The following is a 25,784-nucleotide window of genomic DNA, read 5'->3' on the forward strand; positions in this document are numbered from 1 at the left end:
AAGTTAAAGTCATTATCTGTTTCAGGCAGACATAAATAGCGTTTGCTAGCAATATGATATTCGACAGATATCATCTGATATCACCATAAAACTGCACTTACCGTCACTATTTTAATAAAGGTTCATTTTTTTCGACAACCTCAATTTCATTTAGTGGAAATGAAATTGGATTTGTAGTTTACATAACATTATTATAGAAAACTTATTAAATAAAAATGGAGCCCAGCTATTAAGCGGACTCCTCTTCTCCATTATTCACCTAAATCAACATTATGATATACACGCTGGACATCTTCCAAGTCTTCAAGGGCGTCAATCAGTTTTTCAAATTGTACCTGTGCATCAGCTTCAAGGGTGACTTCATTTTGCGGGAGCATTGTTAATTCAGCAACAGCAAACTCATTGATGCCTGCTGACTTGAATGCTTCCTGAACTGCATGAAACTGATCGGGCTCTGCATATACAATTACCGTATCTTCTTCTTCCAGAATATCACGTGCGTCTACGTCTGCTTCCATTAGTATTTCCAGTACTTCTTCCTCTGATTTGCCTTCAATGCCGATAACAGCGGTTGAGTCGAACATATAGGAAACAGATCCGCTCACACCCATATTTCCGCCATTCTTTCCAAATGCAGCACGTACATTAGAAGCTGTGCGATTTACGTTATTCGTTAATGCATCAACAATAATCATGGATCCGCTAGGCCCGAATCCTTCGTAGCGAAGCTCATCATAGTTTTCTTCCGCTCCGCCTTTTGCTTTTTCTATTGCACGATCAATAATATTTCTTGGCACGTTATATGTTTTTGCACGCTCAAGCACAAATTTCAGGGCCTGGTTTGCTTCCGGATCAGGCTCCCCTTGCTTGGCAACCACATATATCTCAAGTGCAAACTTGGAATAAACACGGCTCGTATTTGCGTCTTTTGAGGCTTTCTTTTCTTTGATATTGTTCCATTTACGGCCCATATGTCCCACTCTCTTTCAACTTTGGATCTATGAAATTTTTAATGAGTAATAGGTTCTTCTGTAATCAGAAGAACTCTCACCAGATTATTATACATTAAAACACGGGACTTTTTCGAGCATTGTTTCATAAGAAGCTGCATGAGATAAAGATGGAGGATAGTTGAAAAAAGAGACACAAATGTGCCTCTGATCAGTTCAATAGGATTCTTTCTAATACCTTTTGCACCTTGTACCCTTCTTTAAAGGATACTAATAACGCTTTATCTCCTCTTATTGCTTTGAGGAACTCTGCTGGAAGACTGGTTTCCGGCTCATCAAGCCTTATAATTTCTCCGCTGTTTTCAGCGGTACTTTGAATCAGAATACTCCAGTTCTGCATATCCAAAGTTCCTTTATCACCAAAAACTTTAAAAGACAGATGTTCTTGCTGCCCGATTCCGGCTATTCCGTTAAATAGAACCGGAATGCCGCCTGGCAGCGTTAATAAAGATGAAAAGCTTGTTTCACACAAACGTTCATCCTCAGGGTATTCTACAAAAGAATGGACATAGTCCAATTCTCCAAAGATATCGTGAATCATGTGAATAAAGTGGGGGGCTACTTCCCTTATAAACCCTCCCTGTTCCCTGCTGGAAATCCAATCGTTCTGCTGCCATTCACGCGGCCATTGCTTAAACTGCAGGTGCAGTTCGACTTTCTTAATCTTACCAAGTTCACCATTATGTATCTTATCCATAAACAATTTAAAAGCCGGACTATATGCCATGGGAAAATTCATTGCATGGATTATCCCGGCATTCTCAGCCGCTTCATACATTTCCTTTGCTTCTTCAATGGAATTGGCCAGAGGCTTTTCACAAAGAAGATGCTTGCCGCTCTTTATAATATCCATTGCTATTGTATGATGAAATTTTGGCGGAACCCCTAAATAGATCAGCTTGATGGTTTCATCCTGAAGCAAATCCAAATAATTTGCATGCATTGCAGCATCCGGCAGCTCAGCCCTAAATTTATCTAATTGTCCGGCATTTCGATCACAAAGTGCTGCAATATCAAACTCCTCATGCTGCCGAAATTGACGGAGTATTCTTTCCCCTACGGCACCCATCCCTATTAATCCAACTTTAATCTTTTCTCTCACATACTTCACCTTCTTATGAAAAATCATATACTAAGTTGAATTATAACGTTAATTGCAAATATTCAAAAGTTTAATTTTTCTTATGAGTTCAAAGAATATGGACCAAAAATATACCGGCCAATAATTGGATAGAAAAACTTAGTATGGGGATACTAAGTTTAATAAAACAATTAGGAGGTGCCACCATTGGATCTGGATAAGGATATGCAATTTGAAATCACAAGTACCTTCATGCCAAATCTTAACCGCTCCCAAACACTTAAAATTCTGGAGGTGACCCAGAACAGCGTAGTCATTCAGATGGACAAATCGAATGGACGCGGAGTTTTCCCTGCAGAAAACTTTCATTATTGGATTAAAAGAGGTTCTCTTATTAAATTGAATGGCCACCATAAAAGATCCTCATAGAGCACTGGGCAGGCGCCAGTGTTCTTTATTGTTAATGAGCCGATTGAAAGAGGCCGGCTCTATATCTGGAGCCAGCCCTTCTCTTATCGTTCGCAAGCATAATTGTCCTTATCTCTATCATGCTTTGAATCATATGCAGGATGTGTAGATGACACACCATTTGGATATACCTTCCTTAACTCCGTACAGTTTTTGTAAGACTCTGAACCGCTTTCTGAAGAAGTTGTATTGCCGGCACTGCTGCTGTCATTCGACCCGCTATTACCGGTATTGCTTGACGTACCGCTCGCAGCTGCAGAATCCAGGTCCCCTTTTGTGGTTCCCTCATCCCCAAGAGACCATAATCCTTTGTTGGCTTCTCTTGCTTCCCTGCCGAATTTCCTGAAGTATTCACTGTATTTTACATCCGGATTGTAGGTGGATGGTTCCGCATAACCATTCAGAACCAAATGGGCATTGAACATTTTTTCACGTATTTCATCTTCGTCCATATCATCCGCCGGGATGTCCAGCCAAACGATTCTCAGCAGGCGGCCATACCGATCTGTGTCTGAGACATCCTTTTGCATCCAAATTTTCTTGCCAGTCAGTTCAGATGTGGTAAATTGGCTTGCTTCTTTTCCGTATTCTTCCACTCTTGTTGTTGATTCGGGAGTGTTCACTCCAATCAGGCGGACTTTCCTCCCGTCAGATGTTTCAATTGTGTCACCGTCTACTACTCTGCCAACGGTAACTAATTCAAGACCCAAGCTCTCTGCAGCCTGACTTTGTTCCTGTTCCTGTTTTTGCTTTTCAGCCTCTTCCTGCTTCTGTTTTTCTTCCTGTTCTGCTTCTAGCCGTGCTTGCTCCTCAGCTTGCTTTTTTGCTTCCTCTTCTTCAGCCTTCTCTTGGGCAAGCTTTTCTTCTTCAGCTTTCTTATCTGCTTCATTCTCTTCTGATTGTATTTGTTCCTTCTCAGGCTCACTTACAGTTTCAGTTGCATCGGAGTCTGCAGCTGCTAAAAAAATGGATAAAATGAAGCCTGCTGTCATAATCCAGCCGGATTTTTTAAAATTTATTTTATATTTACGGTGCTGGTTACTAAAATATAAACCAATTAAAAAGACTGCTAACCCGATAAATGCTGCAGGAGCAGCTATGCCCATTAAAAGCATAAACACAATAATAATAGTAATAATAGTCCCTCTTATAACTTTCAAAACTCTTTTTTCTCTCCCCTTTTAAAAATGATCCAAAATAAGCATACCTTTTTTCGTTCCAAATTTAAACACCAATTCACTAATGAATTGGTGTTTAGTATTACTGCTTTTTACCAAAAATCTCTTCTTGCAGTCTTCTGCCGGTTGGCGTTGCAGCGAGTCCTCCCTCAGCTGTTTCCCTTAATGCTGAAGGCATCGATTGCCCAATAAGGAACATTGCGTTAATGACTTCATCACATGGAATTCTGCTCGTAATTCCGGCAAGTGCCATATCGGCAGCTGTCATGGCATTGGATGCACCCATGGCATTCCGCTTTACACATGGAACTTCTACTAGTCCGGCAACTGGATCACATACAAGGCCCAGCATATTCTTAAGTGTAATTGCCATCGCTTCAGCGGCCTGCTTTGGTGTTCCGCCTGCCAGTTCTACGATGGAAGCTGCCGCCATGCCGCTTGCAGACCCGACCTCCGCCTGACATCCTCCAGCTGCACCTGAAATGGAGGCATTGTTAGCCACAACAAAGCCAAAAGCTGCGGAAGTAAACAGGAATTCGATCATTTCCATCCGTGTGGGTTTGAGGACTTCTTTTACAGCGAACAACGTACCCGGCACCACGCCCGCTGAACCTGCTGTCGGTGTGGCACAAATTATACCCATTGCTGCATTAACTTCATTGGTTGCGACTGCTTTGCTGACAGCATCCAATAAAATATTTCCTGATAAAGCCTTTCCGCTCTGAATGTATTTTTGCAGAAGAACTGCATCGCCGCCTGTAAGTCCTGTCACAGATGTTACCCCTTTGAGTCCCCTCTCAACTGCCTGTTCCATGACAGTCAGGTTGCGGTCCATTTTGGCAATAATTTCATCACGTGTTAATCCCGTTACTTCTATCTCCTGCTGAATCATGATTTCAGCTATTTTTACACCTTTATTTTCAGCGAGCTCTACAAGCTCAGCAACATTTCTAAATAACATTAGACTTTCCCTCCTGATGACCAGCTAACTATTAGTCAACCATTCTGATTATTTGCGTTACATTTGGAAGCCCTTCAAGCTCCGTCATCACATCCTGGTCGATCTTCTGATCCACTTCAATAACCATGATGGCCATTTTTCCTTTCTCCTTGCGCGAAACTTCCATATGTCCGATGTTGATCTGGTGCTTGGATAAAATATTCGTTACAGCGGAGATAACACCAAACTGATCGTTATGAACAACTAAAATGGCAGGATGCTCCCCGGATAATTTAAGTTCAAAGGAATTCAGTTCAGTTATTTCAATAGTTCCGCCGCCAATGGATATTCCTACAAGTTCAATTTCACGATCACCTTCAGTCAGCTTCACTCTTACCGTATTAGGATGGTCTGTAACAGTATCTTCAACTGTAAAAATGACTTCAATCCCAGCTTCTTCAGCTAATTGAAGGGCAGAAGGAATTCGCTCGTCAAAGGTATCAAAGTCAAGGATACCGCCAACAATCGCCACGTCCGTGCCATGTCCTTTATAGGTTTTTGCAAAAGAACCATATAAGGAAATCTCTGCTTTGGACGGCTGTTTACCAAAAAGAGTCCGGGCAACACGTCCAATGCGTGCAGCTCCTGCTGTATGAGAGCTTGAAGGTCCGATCATAACCGGACCGATAATATCAAATGCTGATCTGTATTTCATTTTGTATGCCCCTTTACTGTTAAGGTCTATAATTGGAGACAGCTGTAATGATAACAGCATCTATTTTAATAACTACTCTTATTTATGCTCCAGTGCTGCTTCAGGCTGGAGCTCATTTATTGTTCTGATTTTCTGCAGGTAATTATAGATGGTAAATTTCGAAACCCCCAGAACCGATGCGACATAATCAGTTGCCCCTTTAATGAGGAATGTCCCTTTATCTTCAAGCTGGCGGACACATTCAACTTTTTCTTCAAGCGTCATCAATGAAGGTGCCTTCTTAAAGCCCTGAAGAACCTGATCTACCATCTCGTGAATAACATCCTGAACGGAATTAAAAAAGGTTTCCGATTTAGACGAATGTTCATCAAAGCTGATAAACTCTTCTATTTCTCCTCCGAATTGCATGAGCAGACTAATATCATAATTTAGGCATAAAGCGCCAATTACTTTATTTTCATCATCACGGAGAAAAATCGTAGATGATTTCATGACATTTCCTTTTTTGGACTGTGTTTTATAATTGGCTATATCATTTACCTCGTTTTTATGTTTGGCTAATTCATTCAGTACAAGATCTGTAATGGGTGAGCCGATTTTTCTGTCTGTTATATCTCCTGCTATATGAATAAGCGATTTTTTTAAGTCGCTGAAATCGTGCACGGCCACTTCACAGCGGGAACCAAACATTCGCACAAGCATATCAGCAGTCCGAATCGCCAAATCAAATACAGGTCTATGGCATTCCTTCAACTTTGTCACTTCCTTTTTATGAAATCGCTTTCAATATTATACTACTCTATATTTCTCTTCAATTTCATAATACCATAAAAACAATATAGTTAAAATAAAATTTTAATAGCTACAAAAAAATTGTAAGATAAATAAATATTGCCGCATCTGATTTATATGCGGCAATTCAATATTATACATTCTTTAGTACAAGGTAAAGCCTGCTGACACGCTCTGTTCGTTCTTCTTCAGAAGCAAGATCAAATTTTTTCAGCAGATGGAAGACCTCATTTAAAATATCCTGTGTATGTTCCTGCTGGAAAAATGACTGAAACAGCGGGTTCATATCTTCCGGGAGAAAACCTCTCTGCTGTTCAAATTTCTTTTGAACATCTTCCGGAGTATGATCCAATTTACATTCGCTCATTAAAAAAACCTCCTGTATGACTGTATACTTTTTTCGTTAGTATTAATCATTATTCTATTTTACCTTCTACAGTCCTATTAAAACATATACCTCTTCTGCATCGTTTCTTCAAACATTTCGACTATAATAGAAGTAATTGATTTGAAATGAGTGAGTTCTTTGAAAAAACTGTCTGTGAAGCTCGGTCTGCTGTTCCTTCTGATCCTTTTTGGCCTTGAAACAACTATGTTCTTCTTTTACATAGTACCCTTGTTGAATCACGTGTGGAAGAAGAGCTCATAGCCTTGCAGACACGCGGCAATTCACACCGTGCTATACTCGAAAAGCATTTTGATGAAAATACGATTTCCCATGTAGCTCTGATGGAATCTGAAGCCACTACAGATGTAGTTATTACAAATTCAACCAAGGAGATCCTTGGTTCTTCTGTTGATAGCAGTTTGATCCAAAGGTACATAGAAAAGCCGACTATATCTTCTGAAAGGGAGGGCAAAACCATCGGTGACAATTGGAAAGAAGAAGATTATATTTCAACTGTCAGCCCGATTGAACAGAATGGTGTGCTGATTGGCCATGTATATATGTTTCAAGATACAGCCTGGATTCAGTCGTTAATCTCACGCTTAAATGAACAATTTTTAATCGCCGGGTTCGTTGCTGTCATTTTTACCATTACGATCATTATCTTTTTATCAAAGGCTCTTGCGAAACCGCTGATTAAAATGAAGGAAGCCACCTCACAAATAAGCAGCGGTGATTTTTCAGTTTCCCTTCCTAAAACCGGTGACGATGAACTTGGGGATTTAGCACGGTCCATCCAGTTATTGGCGGGCGACCTAAATTATCTCAGAGAAGAACGAAGTGAATTTTTATCCAGCATTTCCCACGAGCTTCGCACTCCTCTTACTTATATTAAAGGATATGCGGATATAGTTCAGAAGCGGAACCTGAGCCCGGAAGAGAGAAATCAATATTTATCGATTATCCTGGAGGAAACCAACCGGCTTTCAGATATGGTTAAAAATCTTTTCGATTTGGCTAAGATCGATAAAAATACCTTTGATATTATAAAAAAACCAATAGATCTGAACGAATTCATGAATAAAATTGAAACAAAATTTTCTCCGGCATTCGCTGAAAAAGGCATGCAGCTATCTGTCAGCTGCCCTGAATCAATCATCCTTTCTGCGGATGGATCAAGGCTGGAGCAAATCATATTTAATCTTCTGGATAACGCGATTAAATATTCCTCAGCTGGAGATAAAACAACAGTAGAGGTAAGCAGGACTAAAAAACATGTCATCATCAGAATAAATGATTCCGGCAGAGGAATCTCTGAAGAAGAACTTCCCTTTATCTTTAATCGTTTTTACCGAGTGGATAAATCACGTGCAAGAGCTCTTGGGGGGACAGGTCTTGGACTCGCCATAGTGAAAGAACTTGTCCATGCCCATGGAGGGACTATTTCTGTCTTCAGCAGAGAAGGTGACGGAACAGAATTTGAAATTTTTTTTAAGGGAGAAACGGAAAGATGAAAACAATACTTTTGGTTGACGATGAAACTAGAATGCTTGATCTAATTTCTCTATACTTAGCGCCCCGCGGCTACAATTGCATAAAATTGACTTCAGGTTCTGATGCGTTGCTTTACTTGGAAACCCATTCTGCAGATCTGGTCCTTTTAGATGTCATGATGCCTGAAATGGATGGATGGAGTGTATGCAGGGAAATTAAAAAATATTGGGATATTCCTATCATTATGCTTACTGCCAAAAGCGAAAAGCCGGACATTGTAAAAGGATTGAACATTGGAGCAGATGATTATATTCTGAAGCCATTCGATGATGAGGAATTATCCGCAAGGATTGAAGCGGTTTTGAGAAGAAGCAAAAGAGATGGAAAAACCAAAACCTTTAAAGGGCTGGAATTTAATGAAGATTCTTTTGAGCTTTCCTATAAAAATAAGGAAATTCTGTTAACCCCAAAAGAGTTTTCAATGTTAAGCCTTTTTCTCTCAAACTTGAACAGAGTTTTCTCACGTGAGCATTTAATAGGCTCTGTTTGGGGTTATGGGGTGTCAATCGAAGATCGCACCATTGATTCGCATGTAAGAAATTTACGTGAAAAATTAAGGAAAGCCGGGTTTCCTGCAGATGAGTATCTGACGACTGTCTGGGGTTTAGGTTATAAATGGGCCGGAAAGGATTAATAGATGTTTTCTGATATCATCGAATCGCTTTCAGATGAACCGATATTGGCGGCTTTATTTAGTATATTCATGAACATTGCTGCAGCAATAACCGGATTCCTCCCAAGTGCCTTTATTACGGCTGGAACAGTTGCCGCTTTTGATTTAAAAGTGGGTCTAGTCCTTTTGATCATCGGAGAAGCAGCCGGAGCAATTATAAGTTTTATACTTTATCGCAAAGGGATCACCAAGCTTACCTCCTCTTTTCCTCAGCTAAAGAATAACAAATTTTTTTCAAAGCTTCAGAGTGCGGAAGGTCCAGATGCGTTTTTCATGGTTGTTTTGCTGAGAGTCTTGCCTTTTGTCCCATCAGGTGCAGTCACACTGGCAGCTGCATTCAGCAAAATGAGGCTTCTGCCCTTTGGCATTGCCAGCACGATCGGTAAAGTACCTGCATTGTTCATGGAAGCCTTTGCGGTTTCACATATACTAAAATTTGAAAAGGAGCTGCAAATAGCCATTTTTCTATTAGTTGCGTTCTTCTTTTTAATTTACTATTTATATAAAAATGCTAAATTAAGCTAAAGAGCTTATCTTCGGCAGATAAGCTCTTTAACTTTCTATATTATTCAGCAGGAGAAAGCTCGTTTTCTGTCACCCACATGTGATTTTTTACTTCCTGCCCGTCAGCTGCAGTAAAGTCAACCATATAGACAGTTGTTTCCTTCACAGAATCGATTTCGGCAGTTGCTCCTTCCATCCCCTTCATGTGGCTTGCGTTTAATGTTACCTCGTCGCCTTCTTTAAATGGCTCCTCACCTGCATCAGCAATCTCCTCGTGAACTACCCATTTATGGTTTTCAACTTTTTTACCGCCAATGGTTGGTGTATAAGAGACAGTATATACGATTGTATTATATGCACCTGCAATGGTTGCTTCCGCTCCCTCCATTCCCTCCATATGTCCTTCTGTTATAAAGGCTTTGCTTCCAACTTCATATTTCGGGTTTTCAGCTTCCTTTATTCCTTCAGGAACTTCTCCTGAGCCGGAATGATCCATGCCTGAATGGTCTCCTGAATGGCCGCTGCTTTCATTATTCGTTGTATTCTCTTCCTTGCTGGCACTTTCCTCTCCAGTATCCCCGTCACTTCCGCCGCATGCAGTTAAAGTTAACGCTGCTGCCAGGGAAACAAACCAAATGGCGAATTTTTTTCTTGTTAACATATTCAATTCCTCCTTTTCTTCATGAAGTTAGTATGGCAATAAATTGTGCAGAAATTATGAAACAGGTATGCAAATGTCTAAATTAATACTGCCTTTTCAGACGGAAAATATGTACAGTCTCCATAACCAAATATTGCAATAAACTGGATTAAAAACAGACACCCCGCTGGATGTCTGTTTTGTCTGCTGATTTAAGCAGCCATTTTACGGCATTCTTCTGCACACTTAAAGCATACTTCAGCGCAGCGCTGGCAATGATCGTGATCGTGTTTTTTGCACTCATTTCCGCAGGCATCACATATATCTGCACATAGATTGCAAATTTGCTTGGCAAAGGGGCTGTCAGACTGCATTGCCTTAGCAGCAAAGGCACAGATATCAGCACACTCCCTATCCAGTCGAATACATTCTGCCATCATTTTAACATCCTCTTCTCCCAAGCATGCATCATAGCATACATTACAGGCTTTCATGCACTCTAAACAAGCTTGGATGCATTCTTCAAAAGATTGGTTGTACATCCTTATCACCCTTTCATTATATCTTTTCAATGATATTCTACCCTCGCACTTTCTCAGTAAACTCCATACTTTCTGCATATATTTAAGGGTTAAAAAAAGAGCAGAGAGTATTCTCTCCGCTCCTGAATTTTACTTCTGTACACCAGGCCCATTCCTTTCCTCTTTAAACGGGACCTCTTTCTTAATATATGAATAATCACTCCGGTTCACTCGAACAAATCCTTCCGGCTTATAAAAGCGCAGGAGGTCTTTATAAACTATGTTGTCCGACATTTCCAGCTCTTTTTTAGCCTGATCAGAGAGTGACTTACATGCATTAGCCTCAGCTATTTCGCCGGTTTCCGTATAATAGCAGGTTTCTTCAATTTGGGTATATTCCGGTGAAATAAAGTTGCCGTTTCGGAATGGGACAACTTCACGGTGTTTTCCCGATAACAGATCTGATCCCATTTCAAGGTGATTTTTCGTATCAATCCCCAGCAGGTGAAGTAATGTTGGACGCACATCTACCTGTCCGCCGATATTATGGACAATGCCGCCATCTACTCCAGGTACATGTATGAATACTGGCACTCTTTGAAGCTTGGCATATTCGAACGGAGTAATTTCTTTTCCGATCACCTCTGCCATTGCCTCATTGTGGTTTTCAGAAATTCCGTAATGATCTCCATATAAAACAACTACTGTATGATCATACAGTCCGGAATCCTTTAAATCGTTAAAGAACTGCTCGAGTGCCTGGTCCATATAATTCGCCGACTGGAAGTAGTGATTAACCACATCATTTTCTGTTTCTCCAGCAGGAAAATCAGTATCCCACTCATCCATCTTAAAAGGGAAGTGGTTAGAAAGAGTAATGAATTTTGTATAAAATGGCTGTGGAAGACTGGTCAGCATCGGCATGGATTCCTTGAAAAACGGCTTATCCTTCAAACCATAGTTTTTCGTGTTTTCATCGCTCATATTGTAATACTCAGCATCAAAAAACTTATCATAGCCCATGGTTTTATACATTTCGTTACGATTCCAGAATGTCTTGTAGTTTCCATGGAAAGTTGCTGAAGTATAGCCATGTGGCTTTAAGATAGCAGGTGTGCCATGGAATGTATTTTGAGCTTTTGTTACATAAACGGCTCCCTGTGACATGGGATATAGCGATGTATCCATGATAAACTCAGCATCGGAAGTCTTTCCCTGTCCAGTTTGATTGACTATATTATCAAAGTAAAATGTCTTGCCGCTATGTGCCAGTGAGTTCAGGAATGGGGTAACTTCTTTTCCATTCAGCTTGTAATCTATAATAAAAGTCTGCAGTGATTCCATGGATACATAAATAACATTCATGCCCTTGGCTTTTCCGAAGTATTCAGGGTTTGGAGGTGCATATTTTGCTTTAACATAGTTCTCCACTTCAGTCACATCGTTCGTATCCGCAAGAGCTCTCTGGCTGGCAGACTTCGCATTCTGCACAATATCATAAATCGTGAAATTGTATGCTCCCAGGTATTTAACCAAATAATTGCGGTCAAAAGAACGTGTAAGCAGTTCAGGGCGGTCATTCTCGGCCATTCCAAGATTAATGAAGAATACAATGATCCCTGCAGCCATAACAGCCAAGGCTGGTTTTCGGCTAATTTTCTTTTCAGGTTTGTACCACTTCCTGATTGCCAGAAAAAGAAGCAGCAGTGTATCTGTAAAATAAAAGATATCCCAAGGAGTCATTAACGACAGAGCACTATCACCCAGCTGCCCCCCATTTACTTTTGCCTGCATTAGAACAGGAACCGTAATAAAGTCGTTAAAGAATCGATAATAAACGACATTTGCATAAAGCAGGAAGGATAAGAAGAAATCCAAACCAATAAGCATGCCGGATTGCCATTTCCCTTTGAAAAACAAAGCCAATCCCAGGAATACCAGTGTAGAACTTAACGGATTCAAAAACAGGAGAAATCGCTGTATGTCATTATTAATCCCTAAGTTAAATTCAATGCGATAGGCTACATATGTTTTTAGCCAAAAAAGGATAACAGTCAGAAAGAATACAGCAAGGCTGCTTTTCGCCAGTTTCTTAGGCGATTTAAATAACTTTCTCATTTGTGTGGTTTCACCTCTTAAATTGTACACATGCGAAAAACTTAGCAGCGGCTAAGTTTTTATTATGTAAAAATTTTGTAGATACTGCATTAATAAATGGTGAACGAATGTAAAATAATATAGCACAATTTCAAATCATTGAAAATGGATATCTCCTTTATATCTTTCGCCTTTTTCCTGCAAAAACCAACAATTTTTAATAAAATAACCTGTTACCCAATATATTTTATATGGTAAAATGAATTTTCCCTTCATAATTTCAATGCTGAGGGAGTATTGATTTTAAAAAGGGCCAAGCTGAATTTAAACATCGTTGGATTGGAGAGTCTTCATGAAAGAACGTCTATTATTTTTTATTATTGGGATGCTGATCCTGACAATGGGTGTAGCCCTGACATTCAGAGGTGCAATCGGAGTAGGCACAATCGTGGTAACATTAACACTTGGACTTGTTGTACAATTCTTTTACCCGGTTTTCGAAAGAGCGCTCGGAAAAATGCAGGCCCCGAAAGGTCCTGTCATTACTAAATAATACGATTTACATCCTGCTCTTTGAGCAGGATGTTTTTAATTTCTTATTACTATAAAATCCTTCCATTCCTCTGGCAGCAGGGCCTGATACTTTGCCTGTACATACCTGTCATCCATTAAGACAATCATCCCTGTATCATTTTCAGAACGAATAAGCCTGCCCCCTGCCTGAAGAACTTTGTTCATTCCAGGATAAGTATAGGCATAATCATAGCCGTTTTTCCCTTGCTGCTGAAAATAAGCTTTCATTATATCACGTTCAAACCCAATCTGGGGAAGACCGACACCAACCACAAATACACCATTCAGCCTATCTCCCTGCAAATCAATTCCTTCCGAAAAAATCCCGCCCATGACAGCGAACCCCAACAGAGTTCCAGAAGCATTTGGCTGAAATGCATCCAGAAACTCCTCCCTTTCTCTTTCATCCATTCCTGTCTTTTGAATGATTGCATGTACTGGCATTTCCTCATCAAGGAACCTTCCATAAACATTCTCCATATATTGATAGGACGGAAAGAAGATCAAGTAATTTCCCCTCTGTCCCTTTAGCATGCTCTTAATAGTCCTGACAATCGGTTCGATAGATTCTTCCCGGTCACGATATCTCGTGGAAAGCGGCTGTATGTAGACTTTAGCCTGCTCTTTGGAGAAAGGGGAAGGAACGGATACAATAAAATCTTCCTCTTGAAAGCCAAGCATGTCCAGATAATAGTTAAGAGGCATTAAGGTAGCGGAAAAAAAGATAGCCGATTTATATCCTTTTCTGGCCTTGTGCAGAAGATTCGATGGATCCAGGCAAAATAACTTGATGATCAGGTCATTCCTCTGCTTTTGAATATACGTTACAAACCTTTCATCATACAGTTTTCCTATTCTGATGAAGTTCTGGGCTGCAAAGTATACTTCCAGCAATTCTTCTTCTGTATTGTTTCTGTTTTGCCTCAGATAGTTTTCGGCATATTGAACAAATTCCTCAAGAATCTCAAAAAGTTCTTCAGGGGGATCTTTTTCTGCGATCTCCTGATTTTCGCCACATTTCTTTTTTAATGCAATAAAAATTCCATTAACCTGTTTTACGCTTTTTTGAATCCCTTCATCCTTCCCCTTAAAGCTTCTGCTCAACTGAAGAAAGGCTGATTTCTCCAGGGAACTTGAATACATTTCCCTTCCGCGGTCCACCAGGTTATGAGCTTCATCGATCAATAGAGCCGTTTTCTTTTTCTCCTCTTCCAGCAATCGCTTCAGTGAGACCCTCGGATCGAAAATATAGTTATAGTCACCGATAATGGCGTCAGCGGCATATGCGGCATCCAATGAAAATTCAAAAGGGCAGACTTTATGCTTCTTAGCATATTGTTCAATTGTCGTTCTGCTTATCATGTTCTCATTCTTCAGGAGGTCAAGTACGGCCTGGTTGATCCGGTCGTAATATCCATTGGCAAACTCACAGCTGTCTTTTTGGCAATTGGTTTCTTCCTTAAAGCAAATTTTGTCCTTGGCCGTGATTGTGACCGATTTAATATTCAAACCATTATCCCTCATCAGGCTAATGGCCCCTTCTGCAGCCTGACGGGTAATGGTTTTAGCCGTGGCATAGATGATCCTCTGAATATGTCCTTCCCCAATGGCTTTTAATGCTGGAAAAAGGGTTGAAATGGTTTTGCCAATGCCTGTAGGTGCGTTGGCAAATAAGTTTTTCCCTTCGGCAATGGTTTTGTATACTGCCCCTGCTAATTTCCTCTGGCCATTTCGATAAGCTGGAAAAGGAAAAGTCAGTTCCTGAAGACTTTTTATTAAATCCTTTTGATGCCGAACCCTTAATTCTGCGTAGGGAGAATAGGATTCGAGAAGATGCACTATGAATTCTTCCAGTTCACAAAACGAATAGCTTTGCAGAAATCTTTTCACTTCATTTGTTTTAGCATGTACATATGTTAATTGAACTGTCATATTTGAAATATTATTGTCTTTCGCATACATGAAAGCATAGCATTTAGCCTGAGCCCAATGGACTGGATATGCAAATTTATCAATTTCAGATAGAGGGAGAGATACAGACTTAATTTCATCAATAATCCGTTCGCCATTTTTAATGATAAGCCCGTCACATCTTCCATCGAGCTGAAAGTCGAGGTGATTGAAGGTTAATCCTGCTTGCAGATACACTTCTTTTTGATCCTCTTCCCCATACTGCTTTTGAATTCTCTGATGAATTCTTGTTCCTTCTGAAAGCGGCACTGCAGAACGGAAGCCCGTTTCAATGCTGCCGCTTTTATATACATATTCAACCAGTGATCTTACTGATATTTTTATCTTATTATCCATTGAAACGGCCCCTTATTTTACTATTCATCTATTATAGCACATACGTTCTGCATATAAGAAAGATTTGCAAAAGAAGGAACTAACCATATACAATTTAAGAAGAAAGAAAATGAGAGGAGTGTGAATGGAACTGTTCGCTTCTTGAGCAGTCCATAAAGTTGAAAAAAATTATTTTTTGGACAATCACTGGAGGGTCTTTTATTCTATTGGGTTTTCTCATTTATTTTGCTTCAATGAACTCCATATCAAATAAAGTAATGACAGAAGTTGCCGGCAGCATTACTGAGGATGACCTTGCGATGCTTGCCAGTGACCCAAATGTAGAGGCACTGCTTGGAAGCAGTGAGGATGATTTAATAGCTGTAGATCTTCAAAAGACATCATTGCCGATCAAGACAAAAGAAGAGGCTATGAAAAAGATTTCAGAAAGCTTCTCGATTGATGAAATCCAGAAGAGTGCTTCAAAAGTTAAAGGCGGATTGACTGCTGCAGAGAAAAACGAACTATACAGTCTTTTAACAGAAAGGTTATCCGAGGAAGAATTAACTGCCCTGAAAATCATTGCAGTACAGGAAGCAAAGCATGCACATTAAATAATTCAACAGAATTATTTTTGAGTTATTCTGAAGATTCGGGATATTAGACCAAGCAAGATTCTTTCCTTTTCATACGTTAGTATGGAAAGGAGGGATTTGTAATGTATCAATTGGCATTATTATATCTTGCATGTATGCTTGCTGGCTACGGCATGACAATGGTACCTGTTACTGCAGTTATTACTTCAGGTATTGCCAGCTTTTTCACCATTGTCGGCAGTCTGGCTATGATCATCTTCGGTCTTGCCATTCTTTATCTTGGAGTGAAAGCTTTGTTAGGAAAATAAATTTTACTTTGGAAACCACCAGCCTCTAGCGGATGGTGGTTTCGTTCTTTCGCCATTTAACCCGCCCTGTCATTCACTGGGCAACAGCTGTGCAGATACAAGTTCTATCCCATTTTTTATAAACCTCTTGTCAACATTAATCCTGCAAACAATAGGAACAGCAGTACTTCCTGCATGGTTACATTCTTAAAAAATTGCATTGTCAGTTCCCTCACCTGTTATATAGTTCATTCTTAAACTATTCCTCTTACATAGATTCTTAAACCGGTGTTTAACACTGTTTAAAAAAAGGAACAGTGAGTAGTAAATACATATATAAGGGTTGGGGTATATGCATGTGGATCAATAAACCATTTTTTAAATATGCTGCAGGCACCATATTCGTGTTAATCATCATTTTCCTCCTTGGGAAAATTGATTATTTCTTATGGCCGATCCGTGCCCTGATTGCAACTATTTTCTTCCCGGTCTTAATTGCCGGCATTTTTTACTATATACTAAGACCCCTCGTCAGGCTGGTTTCAAGGGCTGTGCCCAAAACAGCCAGCATTCTGCTTATCTTTGCAGCGGTCCTGGGTTTAGGCTATTTAGGATTTAATCTGCTCGGCACAACAATTGGCAGCCAGATAGCAGAAATCAGCGAAAATCTGCCTGCTAAGATGGAGGACTTATCGGATGAAACGGAGAAAGTGGTTGAGGAAAATAATATGGGCATGTTCTCCTATGACCGTGTCAAAAACAAAATACTGACCTTCCTGGAAACCATTTTATCAGGGGCAGGAGAAAACGTAATGAAGGTTTTTTCTACCATTACGAGTATTGTCACTGTCATCGTTGTTGTACCTTTTATCCTTTTCTACTTCCTCAAGGATGACCATAAGCTCAGGCCTTTTCTCTTAAAATACCTTCCCGACAAACATGAGGAAGAAGGCCATCGGATTTTGGGGGATATAGACAAAACTTTATTTTCCTATGTAACCGGCCAGTTTATTGTGGCAGTCGCCGACGGCGTGTTAATGTATGCCGGTTATAAGATTATCGGGTTAGAATACGCATTAATATTAGCTGTGTTTGCGATGTTCCTGACTGTTGTTCCTTTTCTTGGTCCTGTGCTCGGGATCATTCCCGCAGTATTCATCGGGTTATTGCAGGGACCGGGAATGGTATTAAAAATCATACTGGTTCTGATTTCAGTTCAGCTTCTTGAAAGCAATCTTGTCTCACCTCATGTGATGGGCAAAAGACTTAACCTCCATCCGCTTACAGTCATTATTATCTTAATGGCAGCAGGATCGATTTATGGTTTTATCGGAATCCTGATTGCTATACCTTTTTATTCTGTCATAAAGGTTCTCGTAAAAGACTTCAGAAGGTTTTACCGATTAAGAACAAGGAAAAGCCTGCTATCCGAAGAGATTTAATCAAATGGACTGCCGTTATGGCAGTTTTTTATTTATAGCACATGCTTATCCCAACAAATAACAGTATAATAAGAATTGCGCGAGAATAATTTGAGAGGAGTTTTTGAATGGCGTACCCGAGTACAAAAGAAACGATCAGCTTATTAAAAGAAATTGTTTCAATTCCAAGTCCTTCCGGAAATACAAATGAAGTGATTACATATGTAGAAAAGTTTTTAAACGAGCTTAATGTGGAAACGAAGCGCAACCGGAAAGGAGGACTTATTGCAACCCTTCCTGGAAAAGACGAAAATAATCACAGAATGCTGACTGCGCACGTTGATACCCTTGGCGCAATTGTTAAGGAAATTAAGCCGGGCGGACGCCTGAAGATTGATTTAATCGGCGGATTTAAATACAACTCGATAGAAGGAGAGTACTGTGAAATCGAAACATCATCAGGCAAAAAATTCACCGGCACTATTCTGATGCATCAGACTTCTGTTCATGTCTATAAAGATGCCGGGAAAGCTGAAAGAAACCAGGAAAACATGGAAATTCGCCTTGATGAAAAAGTACATAATGCTGACGAAGTCCGTGGGTTGGGAATCGGGGTCGGTGATTTTGTATCCTTTGACCCGCGTGTGCAGACGACACCTGCAGGCTTCATTAAATCACGCCATCTTGACGATAAGGCTAGTGTGGCGATCCTTCTTCAGCTGATTAAACAGCTGAAAGCAGATAACACTGAGCTGCCGTACACAACCCATTTCCTCATCTCAAACAATGAAGAAATCGGCTATGGCGGCAATTCCAATATTACAGCGGAAACGGTCGAATACCTGGCTGTGGATATGGGTGCGATGGGTGATGGCCAATCCACTGATGAATATACGGTATCCATCTGTGTGAAGGATGCAAGCGGTCCTTATCATTACGAATTAAGAAAGCGTCTCGTGCAGCTTGCCGAGGAAAATGGAATTGGGTACAAGCTGGATATTTACCCATTTTACGGTTCTGATGCATCAGCAGCCATCCGCTCCGGCCATGATATCGTACACGGCTTGATCGGCCCAGGAATTGATTCATCACATGCTTTTGAGCGTACACATGAGGATTCGATTGAAAATACGGCTAAACTGCTGTATCACTATGTACAATCTGAGATGATCATTTAGCAAATAAAGAAACTGCACTCGAGTGCAGTTTCTTTTATTATCTTTCGGCTTCAGGCGGCCTCTTCCCTCTCTGCAGCTCCCAGATGGAAAGACCGAAATCCATTTGAAGATGTGGATAGTCCTTGAATTGTGTCCAATCTCCACCCCATTCAAAACCAAGGTCCTTTGCAATCTTAACAACCTCCATCCAATCGGCCCTGCTGTTGCCGTTGCCGTCATAATTCATGTCCCAGATCACCTGGCCATCTACGGACATCAGTGCGAAATCAATTGCCAGACCAAAGTTATGGTAGGACTCCCCGCCTTTTGCATGGGTAACAATATTTCCCTCAGCAGTACGGCCTTTTTCATATAAAGCATCCTGTTCTTCAATGCTTCTGAAATCCTGAGTGATAACTACGTTAATGCCCTTGTCGGCAGCCAGAGCAATAAGTTCATTCTTCTTTTCAGCAACTAGAGGGTGAAGTGCTGTCGGGGGCGGAACTTCTTTAAAATCCGCCGGTTTTAAATATTGGTAAATGAGCATCGCAAAAATGCTTGCTATTAAGATCGTCAGCAGCAGCCCATTAATTCTTTTTATCATATGAAATCAATCCTCAACCTTTATTTCCTGCTTAGTATTCTAGAATACTACAAAATAAAAAAGAGAATCCAGAATAATGGATTCCCTCAGCTTAAAAAGCGAAGCTTATGTCATTCATAGCCTTAAATGTTACATCTTGTTCCCTGAAATAAACGAATGCTTCAACTGTACATGTTCCCTTTTCCAATTTATCAAAATTTAAATGAAATTGATATATGCCGCCAATTTCTTCAGGATTAATGGATAAGGTGTCAATAGGCCTGATCCAAAACACTCCTTTTTCATAACCTTCCTGAAGCCAATCATCATTTGCATACTGCCAGCCCTGCGCTCCTTCCGTTCCCTGAACTGCCAATACTTCCACCATCTCCGGTGGAAGGATCTGCCCGCCGATTTCTACCTGAGCAGGGGGATCAACCCTAATGCAGACAATCGGGTTATGAAGTGCTGCCGTACCTGTATTTTTTATTACAAGGTCTGTGATCAATGTATATTTTTCATTGTTGGACTGAGGATGGATTGTATAATTAAAGTAAGCCTCTCCCTCAGCATTAACCTGTGGCTTCACCTCAGCCGGGCGATTGTCTGGAGTTCTTTTCTGCTGCCGCTTTTTTTTCTTCTCAGGCGACCCGCTGCTGAAGAGCTCAACTACAGTCTCGAGCCCCACCCAGTTCAGCAGCTCACTGCTGCCGATAAAATGTTCCAGAATAGCAGCCTGCATCTGTATTAGGAACTCTTCTAAACCATTAAAATTGACTGGGATTTCGCAGCATATTGAAGGCCCGCTTTTCTGTTGCGCTCCATCTGTTTTAAAAAAGACATATGGCCGGCTTGAAACAGTTTTCCTGCAATGCTTCTGAATAACCGGAATGATCTCTGATTTTTTGCATGTAATGACAATGTCTTCACTATTAGTAAATTTCAAATGAACATGGAAACCAGTTCCTTCATACTCCTGCTGGTCATTTTCAGTTTTAAGTACAATTCCTGAATTCTTCAGCAGTTCCTTCATTATACAGGATGTTTCCTGCAGCACATCTGAATCTTCCCCTCCTTCCATTGTCAGAAGAAGAATTCGATTTTTTTGAGGACTGTCAATGAATAATGTTTTTTCTTCCCTTGACCATGTAGTGTCCAGTCCATGTCTGGAACAAAATAAAATCAATGATGGCAAAGATGAAAAATCAGCTATTCCTTTTTCTTTACCCAGATAGGATACATTCACTTTCATTGATATCACCTTTTTCCGTAGTTTCATTCCTTTCCCATTGTATGAGTTCAAATAGGATGGATATGACAAAACAACCCTTAACCTTCGCCGTTACCATGCTATACGCACAATCATATGATACAAGAACAACTGCAAATGAATTTTGTAAGGAGTGAAGATTGTGTCGGCGACACCACAAGTGTCTATCATTTTCCCTGTCAAAAATGAAGGAACGAATGTTAAAAGCACTTTAGATTCCCTGTTTTCAGTAAATTCCCATATCCCATTTGAAGCTATTGTGGTAGATGATGCATCCACAGATGGCTGCTGCAGTTTCATAGATACCTATAAACATAAAGTAAAGCTTATTCGTACAAAAGGAATTGGTGCTGCAAGAGCAAGAAACCTTGGTGCTGAACAAGCTAAAGGAAAATACCTGGCCTTTTGTGATGCGCACTTGGAGTTTGAAGATTATTGGATTGACGGGCTTATCGTACCTCTTGAAAAGAGGCGTACAGATGCTGTTGCTCCGGCAATTGCCGCAATTGGAGATCCTAAGTTTATTGGATATGGCATGTCTTTAAGTAAAAACTTAAGAATCAAATGGAATGCTGCAAAGCCAAACTTATTTGATACTGCAATTATCTCCGGTGGTTGCTTTATGATTTCCAAAAAAACATTTAATGGAGTTGGCGGATTTGAACAGGGGTTTAGAACGTGGGGACACGAAGATGTGGAACTGTCAATAAGATTATGGCTCTTCGGCTACAAATGCAGTGTAATGCCATCAGTCAAAATTTTGCACCTTTTCAGAAAATCACATCCATATAAAATATCAAATGAGGATGTCTCCTACAATCTTTTACGAATGGCCTATTCGCATTTTAACTATGTAAGAATTGAGAAATGCAAAAAACTAATCAAAGGGCTTGATTCAAGCATTATAGAAAAACAAGTGAAGAATGATGGTGTACTTAGACAAAGACAAAGCTATTTCAAAACTAGAAAATATGATGATACATGGTTCTTTAAAAAATTTCGAATACCTTTTTAAGAACCCTGACATATGGGTTCTTTTTTTCTGACATGTAAACAGTCTATCTTTTTAGCTTTGTAGGTAGCAAACCTATACCAAACTCTATATTCAAACATATATTATATTGGCCATTACCAAAGCAATTAATATAGCTTTACAAATATAGAATAAAGGCGTGAGAAAGGTTGAAGAAAATATTAATGTGTTATGGAAAGACCGAATTTACACCTGGGAGATATTTAGAAGATGGCTTCCGTTCAATTGGCCACGAAGTCGATGTGATTCAAACCACAATTGACTTTGGGGTGATTAACCAAAATGATTTTTTGGGAGTAATTTTTGTAGAAAGTCCCTCTAAAACACTGGTAAGAGTAAAAAATATAAACCTAGCCAGGATTCCCATTCTATTTTGGATCCATCATGGTGAAAACAGATTAAAGACCAACATATATCTCTCGAAAATGTACAACCCTGACCTTATATTATTGGCCCACTCCCTTCATTTAGCTAAAAACTTCCCGGCTCCAGTAAAATTCTTTCCTTTTGCAATGTCTACAGATATTTTCAATTGCAGCCAAAATTTCAGTGAAAGGAAAATTGACATTGCTTTTGTTGGCAGCAAGAATCCCAGCTTTTATAAAAATAGGGCTTTGGCCCTCAGCAGAATTAACAAATTATTTGGAAGAAAATATAGGCTTTCATTAGGGAAAAAGATTTTTCTAAAAGCTTTAAGAGATGAATACTGTAATTCAAAAATAGTGATTAACTACAGTGCTGATAGGATCAAGAGTCTAAACATGAGGATATTCGAAGGAATCGGATGCGGCAGTTTAGTAATTACAGATTATGTTCCCGGTCTCGAAAATATATTCCAGGAAAATGAACATTGCGTAATATTCAAAAATCAGCAAGACCTTATTAGTAAAATTAACTACTATTTAAAAAACCCCAGTCAAGCTGAGTTAATAGCCCAAAAAGGAAAGATGCACCTTTTACGCCATCACACCTATGAGCACAGGGCGATGGAAGTTATTAATATTATGAGTGATTTATATTTCAAAAAAAAGAATTTCATACAGCCTAGGAACTTTTCAAGTTAAAGCTCTTACTACTAATATACGAGGAGTAATAATAATGAAAAAAATACTATACCTTGGATGGGTAGGTCATAAAAATTTAGGAGATGACCTCTTATTAAATATTTTTACATCCCTTAGCAGTAAATACATGTTGACACCTTATCGGATTATCCCTTCATACCCGGGAGTAGATACAACTAACCTCTCAAAATATGATTTGATTGTTCTTGGAGGCGGTTCTCTCATTGATCCGTATTTTATTAATATTCTTTATAACGGAATCAAGTTAGGAAAAAAAGTAATGATTTGGGGAAGTGGTATTGACCAAATTGATGAATCAGATCTGAATAAATTAAAAGCAGGGAAGTCAGCAGACCTATCCGGCTTATTTAACGCAGAGGATGCAAAAATTCTAAGACGAACTTTTGCAAAGGCTGTTTATGCTGGAGTAAGGGGTCCTCTAACAAAGAGAGCGCTTATTAGCCTTGGTGTTAAAGAAGAACATATTAAGATAATCGGTGACCCTGGTCTTTTACTGCCTGTTGCAAATATGAATTCTTGGAACAAAAAGAATAAAACAATTGCAATTAATTGGGGAACTTCATACAACAAAATTTATGGGAAAAATGAATTGGAAGTTGAGGATCAATTGGTAATTGCCTTAAGTAAAATGATAAAAGAAGGCTACAAAGTCTTAATATATACTGTATGGGATAAAGACCGTCCTATAGGTGAAAGGTTATACAAGAAAATAAATGACCCAACTAACGTTATACTAGATACTAAGCTATATACTGAGAACGAGCTAATTCAAAGATTATCATCAACTTCTATATCAATAAATTTTAAAATGCATCCTAATCTTATTTCTCTCTCAGCAGGTGTCCCATCTATAGCCTTAGGATACAGATACAAAGTTTTTGATTTATTTTATTCACTGGGATTAAATGATTTAGTTATATCCACTGGGGATCAGAGTTTATCTTCTAAAATAATTAAATTAATCAAATCCCATGAAAATGAGAATAAAACCATTACAGAATATGCAACCCAAAGGAAGAAGTATATGCCGTTAATTATTAAACCCTTTAAAAATAATTTATTCTTGAAATAAGTCAAGGATTTTATATTGCCCATTAAGGAGGCTAGCATGAAAATATGAATGAATTATCAATACTAATTCCCTTTTTCTCAGATAATGGACCACGAGAAAATGCATTTAGATGGATTAAAAACTTTTATGAAAATCTATTTCCGCAAGCAGAAATAATTATCGCAACTTCCCAACCTCCGTTTAATAAAGCAAAAGCTATAAACAACGCAGTGAAAAAAGCAAAAGGCAATAATTTAATAATTGTTGATGCTGATATCATCTGCAGTCCCAGCACTATAAAAAAAGGAATAAAGATGCTTGACCAGCATCCATGGATTATACCATATAATATTGTAAATGATTTGACCAAGAATAGTACAAGTCAATTACTGCAGACAAAACCAGCTTGGCCATTATCTATTAACCTTAAAACTGAACCAAGAGGACCAAAAGGGTTTAAGCCAGTTGGTGGTATAAATATCATGACCCGTGCTTGTTTTGAGGCAGCCGGGGGATTTGATGAACGCTTTCAGGGATGGGGAGGAGAAGATGATGCTTTCGCTGCTGCTATGAATACCTTTTGCGGGCGTTACGTAAGGATAGAACAAAGTATTTATCACCTATGGCACCCTCGTGTTCATACACGCGATCATAAAAACTATGCAGCTAATCTGCAGCTGGCTAAAAGATATTGTGCGGCCCAGAACAATAAAGAAGAAATGAGAAAAGTTATTAACGAAAGGTAAAGGTTGTTATTGAGTGAGAGGATAAAAATCATGAGTTGATTATCTCTTACCGTAACAAAGTCTTTCAAGGGGCCATAATTGAGTTAGGACCATGCTGGTATCAACAAGAAAACGGTCAACGTTAATGTTGACCGTTTTCTTTTAAAGCAAATTGGCAGGTGGGGGCTGACTTATTTTAATCATAAAAGATAATCTTTACTGGAAACACTTTACCCTGTTTCATTCTATAGCATTTTACTATTGGCTTTCTCTTAGCATAAGAAATAATAAAGTAAACTTGATCGGGATATGCAAAGCAAATATCTTCTCTTGAAGGAACAGGCGGAGCTGTTGGATGTGAATGGTAAATGCCGACTAAGCATTCGTTCTTTTCTTCAATTTTAGTTAGGAGTAATGTAACCTGTTCTTCATTTATTTCAAAAGAGTTCATCTTTCGCTTATTATTTACCGCCTTCCAAATTGTTTTTATCATTTCCCCAGAACCTGATAATAACCCGCATGCTTCAAAAGGTAATTCTTTTTCTCCATGAGCGAGCATTTCAGAGTAAACATTTCTGGATAGTCGAATGGATTCGCCTCCGCTGCCAGATAAATTACCTGCCGCAGCATCTTTTATATTGGGGTTGAACTGGTCTGGCAGCCGCTTTTTTCTTCCTTCCGCTGCCGACAGCCACTGACTTTGATTTTTTATACATTTCCTGAATATCCTGACGTTTCATTATATACACTCCTTGTTTATTTACTCATTGTTTTTTTGAATATTTAAAAGGGTCAAACATGGTCGTGGCTGATTGAGGTGGAATTGGCAGAGACCCATGCCTGTCAAAATCCTGATTTCTTTCCTTTTCTATTTTTCTATTCAGTAGCTTTGATTTTTGCATCTGAGAAGAACGCTTCATTTTAGTTTCTTGCATTTTAGCTGTTTTATCTGAATTTTCTATCTCTTCTAATAAACTCTTCTCTTTTAACCTTAACTCCTGCAGCTCAATTTCTAATTTTCGGATCATTTTTTCATTTTTTATGTCCTTTTCCTTGTATTGATCCAGCATTTGGTTAAGTTCTTCAGACTCTGCCTTATATTTTCTTTCCACCTCAATGAATTGCCGGTAAATGTCATTTAGTTCCTTTACACTGT

The 25,784-nt window shown here is 39.3% G+C and carries 29 protein-coding genes; 13 read left to right on the forward strand and 16 right to left on the reverse strand.

Annotation, left to right across the window (positions count from 1 at the left end):
- Nucleotides 1–251: 251 nt before the first annotated feature.
- Both BFI01S_RS00560 and BFI01S_RS00565 read right to left on the reverse strand, forming a co-directional pair.
- The gene (locus tag BFI01S_RS00560) at nucleotides 252–971 is read right to left on the reverse strand and encodes a YebC/PmpR family DNA-binding transcriptional regulator (protein ID WP_048010155.1); all 720 of its coding nucleotides are present in this window, start codon (nucleotides 969–971) and stop codon (nucleotides 252–254) included.
- Nucleotides 972–1,161: 190 nt separating this feature from the next.
- Nucleotides 1,162–2,112 carry a Gfo/Idh/MocA family protein gene (locus BFI01S_RS00565; protein ID WP_235831063.1) on the reverse strand — a complete coding sequence of 317 codons (951 nt, stop codon included), beginning with the start codon at nucleotides 2,110–2,112 and terminating at the stop codon, nucleotides 1,162–1,164.
- Nucleotides 2,113–2,289: 177 nt separating this feature from the next.
- Here BFI01S_RS00565 and BFI01S_RS00570 point away from each other — a divergent pair, with 177 nt between their 5' ends.
- Nucleotides 2,290–2,520: a hypothetical protein gene (locus BFI01S_RS00570; protein WP_235831064.1), complete on the forward strand. Its 231-nt coding sequence runs from the start codon at nucleotides 2,290–2,292 to the stop codon at nucleotides 2,518–2,520.
- An 83-nt stretch (nucleotides 2,521–2,603) separates the two neighbouring features.
- Here the strand turns inward: BFI01S_RS00570 and BFI01S_RS00575 are convergent, their stop codons facing one another.
- The 5 genes from BFI01S_RS00575 to BFI01S_RS00595 form a co-directional block, all read right to left on the reverse strand.
- A complete protein-coding gene (locus BFI01S_RS00575; protein WP_061790867.1) occupies nucleotides 2,604–3,719 on the reverse strand; it encodes a thermonuclease family protein in 1,116 nt (371 codons plus the stop codon).
- Between the two features lie 100 nt (nucleotides 3,720–3,819).
- Nucleotides 3,820–4,698, reverse strand: coding sequence for an L-serine ammonia-lyase, iron-sulfur-dependent, subunit alpha (gene sdaAA, locus BFI01S_RS00580; protein ID WP_048010158.1), 879 nt, complete (start codon nucleotides 4,696–4,698; stop codon nucleotides 3,820–3,822).
- A 31-nt stretch (nucleotides 4,699–4,729) separates the two neighbouring features.
- Nucleotides 4,730–5,392, reverse strand: a complete 663-nt coding sequence (sdaAB, locus tag BFI01S_RS00585; protein WP_048010159.1) for an L-serine ammonia-lyase, iron-sulfur-dependent subunit beta — start codon at nucleotides 5,390–5,392, stop codon at nucleotides 4,730–4,732.
- A gap of 78 nt (nucleotides 5,393–5,470) precedes the next feature.
- Nucleotides 5,471–6,154, reverse strand: coding sequence for a helix-turn-helix transcriptional regulator (locus tag BFI01S_RS00590; protein ID WP_061790868.1), 684 nt, complete (start codon nucleotides 6,152–6,154; stop codon nucleotides 5,471–5,473).
- A 163-nt stretch (nucleotides 6,155–6,317) separates the two neighbouring features.
- Nucleotides 6,318–6,551, reverse strand: coding sequence for a hypothetical protein (locus BFI01S_RS00595; RefSeq protein ID WP_061790869.1), 234 nt, complete (start codon nucleotides 6,549–6,551; stop codon nucleotides 6,318–6,320).
- A gap of 284 nt (nucleotides 6,552–6,835) precedes the next feature.
- Here BFI01S_RS00595 and BFI01S_RS00600 point away from each other — a divergent pair, with 284 nt between their 5' ends.
- Genes BFI01S_RS00600 through BFI01S_RS00610 form a run of 3 tightly spaced genes read left to right on the forward strand, consistent with a single transcriptional unit; the run spans nucleotide 6,836 to nucleotide 9,324 of the window.
- On the forward strand, nucleotides 6,836–8,086 hold the full coding sequence (locus tag BFI01S_RS00600; protein WP_501162069.1) for a HAMP domain-containing sensor histidine kinase: 1,251 nt from the start codon (nucleotides 6,836–6,838) through the stop codon (nucleotides 8,084–8,086).
- The gene (locus BFI01S_RS00605; protein WP_061790870.1) at nucleotides 8,083–8,760 is read left to right on the forward strand and encodes a response regulator transcription factor; all 678 of its coding nucleotides are present in this window, start codon (nucleotides 8,083–8,085) and stop codon (nucleotides 8,758–8,760) included. The genes BFI01S_RS00600 and BFI01S_RS00605 overlap by 4 nt, the downstream gene beginning before the upstream one ends.
- A gap of 3 nt (nucleotides 8,761–8,763) precedes the next feature.
- Nucleotides 8,764–9,324 (forward strand): TVP38/TMEM64 family protein, encoded by a 561-nt coding sequence (locus BFI01S_RS00610; protein WP_061790871.1) that lies wholly within the window; start codon nucleotides 8,764–8,766, stop codon nucleotides 9,322–9,324.
- Between the two features lie 40 nt (nucleotides 9,325–9,364).
- On the opposite strand, the gene BFI01S_RS00615 is transcribed toward BFI01S_RS00610, so the two are convergent.
- From BFI01S_RS00615 to ltaS, 3 genes are all read right to left on the reverse strand, one after another.
- On the reverse strand, nucleotides 9,365–9,964 hold the full coding sequence (locus BFI01S_RS00615; RefSeq protein WP_061790872.1) for a YdhK family protein: 600 nt from the start codon (nucleotides 9,962–9,964) through the stop codon (nucleotides 9,365–9,367).
- A gap of 191 nt (nucleotides 9,965–10,155) precedes the next feature.
- A complete protein-coding gene (locus BFI01S_RS22165) occupies nucleotides 10,156–10,485 on the reverse strand; it encodes a four-helix bundle copper-binding protein (RefSeq protein WP_082804441.1) in 330 nt (109 codons plus the stop codon).
- Nucleotides 10,486–10,614: 129 nt separating this feature from the next.
- A complete protein-coding gene (ltaS, locus tag BFI01S_RS00625; RefSeq protein WP_061790874.1) occupies nucleotides 10,615–12,582 on the reverse strand; it encodes a lipoteichoic acid synthase in 1,968 nt (655 codons plus the stop codon).
- Nucleotides 12,583–12,913: 331 nt separating this feature from the next.
- On the opposite strand from ltaS, the gene BFI01S_RS00630 reads away from it, so the two are divergent.
- Entirely contained in the window at nucleotides 12,914–13,114 is a 201-nt protein-coding gene (locus BFI01S_RS00630; protein WP_061790875.1) for a hypothetical protein, read from the forward strand.
- Nucleotides 13,115–13,149: 35 nt separating this feature from the next.
- Here BFI01S_RS00630 and BFI01S_RS00635 read toward each other — a convergent pair whose 3' ends face one another.
- Entirely contained in the window at nucleotides 13,150–15,441 is a 2,292-nt protein-coding gene (locus BFI01S_RS00635; protein WP_061790876.1) for an ATP-dependent DNA helicase, read from the reverse strand.
- Nucleotides 15,442–15,599: 158 nt separating this feature from the next.
- Between BFI01S_RS00635 and BFI01S_RS00640 the strand changes: the two genes are divergently transcribed.
- The 4 genes from BFI01S_RS00640 to BFI01S_RS00655 all read left to right on the forward strand — a co-directional run bounded on the left by BFI01S_RS00640 (nucleotide 15,600) and on the right by BFI01S_RS00655 (nucleotide 18,902).
- On the forward strand, nucleotides 15,600–16,034 hold the full coding sequence (locus tag BFI01S_RS00640) for a hypothetical protein (protein ID WP_048010170.1): 435 nt from the start codon (nucleotides 15,600–15,602) through the stop codon (nucleotides 16,032–16,034).
- A gap of 104 nt (nucleotides 16,035–16,138) precedes the next feature.
- Complete coding sequence (locus BFI01S_RS00645) at nucleotides 16,139–16,324, forward strand: hypothetical protein (RefSeq protein WP_061790877.1); 186 nt, start codon at nucleotides 16,139–16,141, stop codon at nucleotides 16,322–16,324.
- 335 nt (nucleotides 16,325–16,659) lie between these two features.
- Nucleotides 16,660–17,745: an AI-2E family transporter gene (locus BFI01S_RS00650; protein ID WP_061790878.1), complete on the forward strand. Its 1,086-nt coding sequence runs from the start codon at nucleotides 16,660–16,662 to the stop codon at nucleotides 17,743–17,745.
- 107 nt (nucleotides 17,746–17,852) lie between these two features.
- Complete coding sequence (locus BFI01S_RS00655) at nucleotides 17,853–18,902, forward strand: M42 family metallopeptidase (protein ID WP_061790879.1); 1,050 nt, start codon at nucleotides 17,853–17,855, stop codon at nucleotides 18,900–18,902.
- 37 nt (nucleotides 18,903–18,939) lie between these two features.
- Here BFI01S_RS00655 and BFI01S_RS00660 read toward each other — a convergent pair whose 3' ends face one another.
- Nucleotides 18,940–19,428, reverse strand: a complete 489-nt coding sequence (locus BFI01S_RS00660; protein ID WP_235831070.1) for a M15 family metallopeptidase — start codon at nucleotides 19,426–19,428, stop codon at nucleotides 18,940–18,942.
- 148 nt (nucleotides 19,429–19,576) lie between these two features.
- A complete protein-coding gene (locus tag BFI01S_RS00665; protein ID WP_061790881.1) occupies nucleotides 19,577–20,716 on the reverse strand; it encodes a hypothetical protein in 1,140 nt (379 codons plus the stop codon).
- Between the two features lie 178 nt (nucleotides 20,717–20,894).
- Between BFI01S_RS00665 and BFI01S_RS00670 the strand changes: the two genes are divergently transcribed.
- The 4 genes from BFI01S_RS00670 (at nucleotide 20,895) to BFI01S_RS00685 (ending at nucleotide 24,649) form a co-directional block, all read left to right on the forward strand.
- A complete protein-coding gene (locus tag BFI01S_RS00670) occupies nucleotides 20,895–21,749 on the forward strand; it encodes a glycosyltransferase (RefSeq protein ID WP_235831065.1) in 855 nt (284 codons plus the stop codon).
- Nucleotides 21,750–21,916: 167 nt separating this feature from the next.
- Complete coding sequence (locus tag BFI01S_RS00675) at nucleotides 21,917–22,831, forward strand: CgeB family protein (protein WP_235831066.1); 915 nt, start codon at nucleotides 21,917–21,919, stop codon at nucleotides 22,829–22,831.
- Between the two features lie 34 nt (nucleotides 22,832–22,865).
- A complete protein-coding gene (locus tag BFI01S_RS00680; RefSeq protein WP_061790883.1) occupies nucleotides 22,866–23,924 on the forward strand; it encodes a polysaccharide pyruvyl transferase family protein in 1,059 nt (352 codons plus the stop codon).
- A gap of 44 nt (nucleotides 23,925–23,968) precedes the next feature.
- Entirely contained in the window at nucleotides 23,969–24,649 is a 681-nt protein-coding gene (locus BFI01S_RS00685) for a galactosyltransferase-related protein (protein WP_061790884.1), read from the forward strand.
- Between the two features lie 175 nt (nucleotides 24,650–24,824).
- On the opposite strand, the gene BFI01S_RS00690 is transcribed toward BFI01S_RS00685, so the two are convergent.
- The 3 genes from BFI01S_RS00690 to BFI01S_RS23210 form a co-directional block, all read right to left on the reverse strand.
- Entirely contained in the window at nucleotides 24,825–25,289 is a 465-nt protein-coding gene (locus BFI01S_RS00690) for a M67 family metallopeptidase (RefSeq protein ID WP_275060902.1), read from the reverse strand.
- Nucleotides 25,243–25,368, reverse strand: coding sequence for a hypothetical protein (locus tag BFI01S_RS24285; RefSeq protein ID WP_268875303.1), 126 nt, complete (start codon nucleotides 25,366–25,368; stop codon nucleotides 25,243–25,245). The genes BFI01S_RS00690 and BFI01S_RS24285 overlap by 47 nt, the downstream gene beginning before the upstream one ends.
- A gap of 24 nt (nucleotides 25,369–25,392) precedes the next feature.
- A partial coding sequence (locus tag BFI01S_RS23210) for a hypothetical protein (RefSeq protein WP_218008331.1) occupies nucleotides 25,393–25,784 on the reverse strand: 392 nt, incomplete at its 5' end.

The organism is Cytobacillus firmus NBRC 15306, assembly GCF_001591465.1.
GTDB classification, from domain to species: Bacteria; Bacillota; Bacilli; order Bacillales; family Cytobacillaceae; genus Cytobacillus; species Cytobacillus firmus.

Excerpts from the sequence above, each read along its gene's own strand:
- BFI01S_RS00595 (WP_061790869.1), bottom strand. The coding sequence starts at position 6,551 with ATGAGCGAATGTAAATTGGATCATACTCCGGAAGATGTTCAAAAGAAA.
- ltaS (WP_061790874.1), bottom strand. The coding sequence starts at position 12,582 with ATGAGAAAGTTATTTAAATCGCCTAAGAAACTGGCGAAAAGCAGCCTT.
- BFI01S_RS00605 (WP_061790870.1), top strand. The coding sequence starts at position 8,083 with ATGAAAACAATACTTTTGGTTGACGATGAAACTAGAATGCTTGATCTA.
- BFI01S_RS00665 (WP_061790881.1), bottom strand. The coding sequence starts at position 20,716 with ATGAAAGTGAATGTATCCTATCTGGGTAAAGAAAAAGGAATAGCTGAT.
- BFI01S_RS00615 (WP_061790872.1), bottom strand. The coding sequence starts at position 9,964 with ATGTTAACAAGAAAAAAATTCGCCATTTGGTTTGTTTCCCTGGCAGCA.
- BFI01S_RS00610 (WP_061790871.1), top strand. The coding sequence starts at position 8,764 with ATGTTTTCTGATATCATCGAATCGCTTTCAGATGAACCGATATTGGCG.
- BFI01S_RS00645 (WP_061790877.1), top strand. The coding sequence starts at position 16,139 with ATGTATCAATTGGCATTATTATATCTTGCATGTATGCTTGCTGGCTAC.
- BFI01S_RS00650 (WP_061790878.1), top strand. The coding sequence starts at position 16,660 with ATGTGGATCAATAAACCATTTTTTAAATATGCTGCAGGCACCATATTC.
- BFI01S_RS00635 (WP_061790876.1), bottom strand. The coding sequence starts at position 15,441 with ATGGATAATAAGATAAAAATATCAGTAAGATCACTGGTTGAATATGTA.
- BFI01S_RS00680 (WP_061790883.1), top strand. The coding sequence starts at position 22,866 with ATGAAAAAAATACTATACCTTGGATGGGTAGGTCATAAAAATTTAGGA.
- BFI01S_RS00630 (WP_061790875.1), top strand. The coding sequence starts at position 12,914 with ATGAAAGAACGTCTATTATTTTTTATTATTGGGATGCTGATCCTGACA.
- BFI01S_RS22165 (WP_082804441.1), bottom strand. The coding sequence starts at position 10,485 with ATGTACAACCAATCTTTTGAAGAATGCATCCAAGCTTGTTTAGAGTGC.
- BFI01S_RS00685 (WP_061790884.1), top strand. The coding sequence starts at position 23,969 with ATGAATGAATTATCAATACTAATTCCCTTTTTCTCAGATAATGGACCA.
- BFI01S_RS00655 (WP_061790879.1), top strand. The coding sequence starts at position 17,853 with ATGGCGTACCCGAGTACAAAAGAAACGATCAGCTTATTAAAAGAAATT.
- BFI01S_RS00560 (WP_048010155.1), bottom strand. The coding sequence starts at position 971 with ATGGGCCGTAAATGGAACAATATCAAAGAAAAGAAAGCCTCAAAAGAC.
- sdaAB (WP_048010159.1), bottom strand. The coding sequence starts at position 5,392 with ATGAAATACAGATCAGCATTTGATATTATCGGTCCGGTTATGATCGGA.
- sdaAA (WP_048010158.1), bottom strand. The coding sequence starts at position 4,698 with ATGTTATTTAGAAATGTTGCTGAGCTTGTAGAGCTCGCTGAAAATAAA.
- BFI01S_RS00660 (WP_235831070.1), bottom strand. The coding sequence starts at position 19,428 with ATGCTCATTTACCAATATTTAAAACCGGCGGATTTTAAAGAAGTTCCG.
- BFI01S_RS24285 (WP_268875303.1), bottom strand. The coding sequence starts at position 25,368 with ATGAAACGTCAGGATATTCAGGAAATGTATAAAAAATCAAAGTCAGTG.